Source organism: Nocardiopsis sp. MG754419, from assembly GCF_018207095.1.
GTDB lineage: Bacteria > Actinomycetota > Actinomycetes > Streptosporangiales > Streptosporangiaceae > Nocardiopsis.
This window is the reverse complement of record NZ_QOCZ01000275.1, coordinates 1-2609: the sequence shown is the minus strand read 5'-3', so window position 1 is coordinate 2609 and position 2609 is coordinate 1. Positions and strand designations below refer to the sequence as shown.

General features: G+C 70.3%; 3 protein-coding genes. 2 read left to right on the top strand and 1 reads right to left on the bottom strand.

The window, feature by feature from the left end:
- Positions 1 to 342 (bottom strand): hypothetical protein (locus DSY14_RS27505; RefSeq protein WP_211719515.1); only part of this gene is annotated, 342 nt, incomplete at its 3' end.
- A gap of 427 nt (positions 343 to 769) precedes the next feature.
- On the opposite strand from DSY14_RS27505, the gene DSY14_RS27500 reads away from it, so the two are divergent.
- Positions 770 to 1333: an RNA polymerase sigma factor gene (locus DSY14_RS27500; protein ID WP_211719514.1), complete on the top strand. Its 564-nt coding sequence runs from the start codon at positions 770 to 772 to the stop codon at positions 1331 to 1333.
- Positions 1321 to 2400: a CU044_5270 family protein gene (locus DSY14_RS27495; RefSeq protein ID WP_211719513.1), complete on the top strand. Its 1080-nt coding sequence runs from the start codon at positions 1321 to 1323 to the stop codon at positions 2398 to 2400. Before DSY14_RS27500 ends, DSY14_RS27495 begins: the two co-directional genes overlap by 13 nt.
- The last annotated feature ends 209 nt before the right edge of the window (positions 2401 to 2609 follow it).

The window sequence follows — 2609 nt, the reverse complement described above, 5'->3', positions numbered from 1 at the left end:
TTCGGGGGGTTCGGCGTTGTCGACCAGGTGACGGAGCCGGCACAGGACGGACCCGAGGTTGCCCAGGTCGCGCTGCACGCGGACCTGTACGCAGTACCGGGAGCCGCCCATGACCGCGAACAGCACGTGGTGGTCGGCCTCGGTGACCACCACGTCCTCCACGGCCTGGACGGAGCAGAGCGGTCCGCCGTCGATGGCCTGGAGCATCGCGGAGGCGCCGGCCACGCCGTCGGTCTCGCCGACGCAGTCCAGGGCGCGACCGCCGCGCCAGTCGACGAGACAGACACTGCGTACGCCCGGCGTCTGGAGCATCTCCCGCATCTGCTGGTCGATGGCGTGCACGGCGTTCCTTCGGTGGGGGTGGGGCCGACCCGGTCGGCCCACGGGCGGAACCGTTCGGTGTCCCGTCGGGACGGTTCGAGAATAGGACTCCGTCGTAGTTCCCGCAGGCTTTTCCGACATTAATTACTTCTTGGCCGGTTGACCTGCTATTTCACAGAAAGTACGTCGGAAGTACTTTCTTCCGAATGTGCCCTCTGGACTTGTTTCCACCTCCGGAGTGGAAACACGGATCGATATTCCGTTTCGGGACTTTCGTTCGCGGTGCGCGAGGGCGCCATGGGCCCCAGGTGTCTCCGGAGGCGCACGAGGGGCGTCGCGCGGCGTCCGTCCGAGGCCGTGGATCCGGCCGGTGAGAAAAACCCGACCCCCGAGCGAACACACGGCCCCCGTACCGACATAAGCAGGTGAGAGGACGGGAGGAACGCCCATGGGACGCAGCACGGTCGGAGACGCCTACTCCGACGAGCGTGCCTTCAACGCCCTGTTCGAGAGGCACTACGACGCCGTGTACCGGTACGCACGGCGCAGGGTCGGTGCCGACCAGGCCGACGACGTGGTCTCGGAGTCCTTCGTCGTGGCCTGGCAGAAGAGACGACGTCTCACGCCGGAACAGGAACTTCCCTGGTTGTACGCCTGCGCGCGCCGGATCACCCAGGCCCACCTGCGCCGGACCCGCCGCCAGGACCTGATCGCGAGGACCCTGACCCGCGAGCCGGGCCGGATCGGGGTGCACGCGGACCACGCCGACCACGTCATCGACCGGGGCGGGGCCCTGGCCGCCCTGGCGCGACTGACCGAGATCGAACGCGAGCTCGTGATGCTCGTGACCTGGGAGGGCCTGGACAGTCGCCAGGCCGCGAAGGTCGTGGGATGCCCCCACGCCACCGCCCGCGGACGGCTTCATCGGGCCCGTAAGAAGATCACCGCCCACCTGAACGCGGCGTCCGCCCCCGACACGAAGCCCGAGGAGGAGACGGCATGGACGACATGACCGGCCTGCGCGCCACCTTGAACGACAGTGACCCGGCCAAGGACATCACCCCCACCGCCGAGGCCCGACACCGGGCCCGTACCGACGCGCTCGCCCTACTGAAGGAGAACACGCCCGTGGCACGACCCCTGTGGCGCCGCATCCCCGTACTCGTGGCCGGTGCCGCCACCGCCGCCCTGGCGGTGGGCGCCGGCACCCTGCTGCTGCCCGAGAACCACCCCAACGGGGTGCCCGCGGCCTACGCCGCCCCACCCGAGACCGTCGACGTGGTCGGTGGCGAGCCGGTCGAGGGCACCGAGGCGTTGTTGGAGCTGGCCGAGGTCGCGGCCGGGCGCGGACCGGCGTCGGGTGAGGGGGACGTCGCCTTCATCTCCTCCACCGGGACCACCATGTACCGGATGAACGCCGACGCCGGCGACGACGGCCCGGAGGAGACCCACGGGTACGGGTTCATCCCCTTCGACTGGGAACGGTGGGAGGACATGGACGGCGGGACCCTGCGCAACGACCACCCCAAGCCCCCGACCGAGACCGGGGGCGAGGCCGGCGACCACGAGTGGTTCATGGACCGAGTCGGTGAGAGTCACGAGAGCACCCTGCACCCCAGCCTGGTCCTGCCCCGGGAGCTGCCCACCGACCCCGACACGCTGGCGCGAACGCTCCTGGACCTGGGCACCACGCCCGAGGAGGACCGGACCGACGAGTCCCTGTTCCTACACCTCACGCAGCTCTACGAGAGCCGACCCCTGTCGGGCGAGGAGGAGGCCGCCGTCCAGCGGATCATCGCCGACCGCGCCGAGGTGAGCCATCTGGGCACCGCCACCGACCCGCTGGACCGGGAGGGCGAGCTCTTCTCGTTCACCGTCACGGACGAGTTCGGGACGACCTCGGAGTACCGCCTCCTGTACGACGAGGAGGGGTCGCTCCTCTACTACGACTCCACCCTGCGGGACGAGGAGGACCCGACCACCCCGATCGAGGATTACGGGCTGGAGTACCCCGTCCTGAAGAACCAGGTCGCTTTCGTCTGGACCGGATGGGTCGAGGGCGTCGGCGACCGCCCCTGACACCCCGGTCCCGGTGAGGGCCGGTGTTCCGTGGCCGGCCCCGGAACACCCGGGGGCGGCCACAGTGCGTCTCCCGTTCGGACCTGCGACCGGCCGCACCGGGGAACGCGTCATCGAGAGCGGTGTGCCCCGCCGGTCGCACCGGCGGGGCACACGAGGCCACGAGACCGAACCGTTCGGACACCGACGGGTTCGGGAGGGGCCGGGGG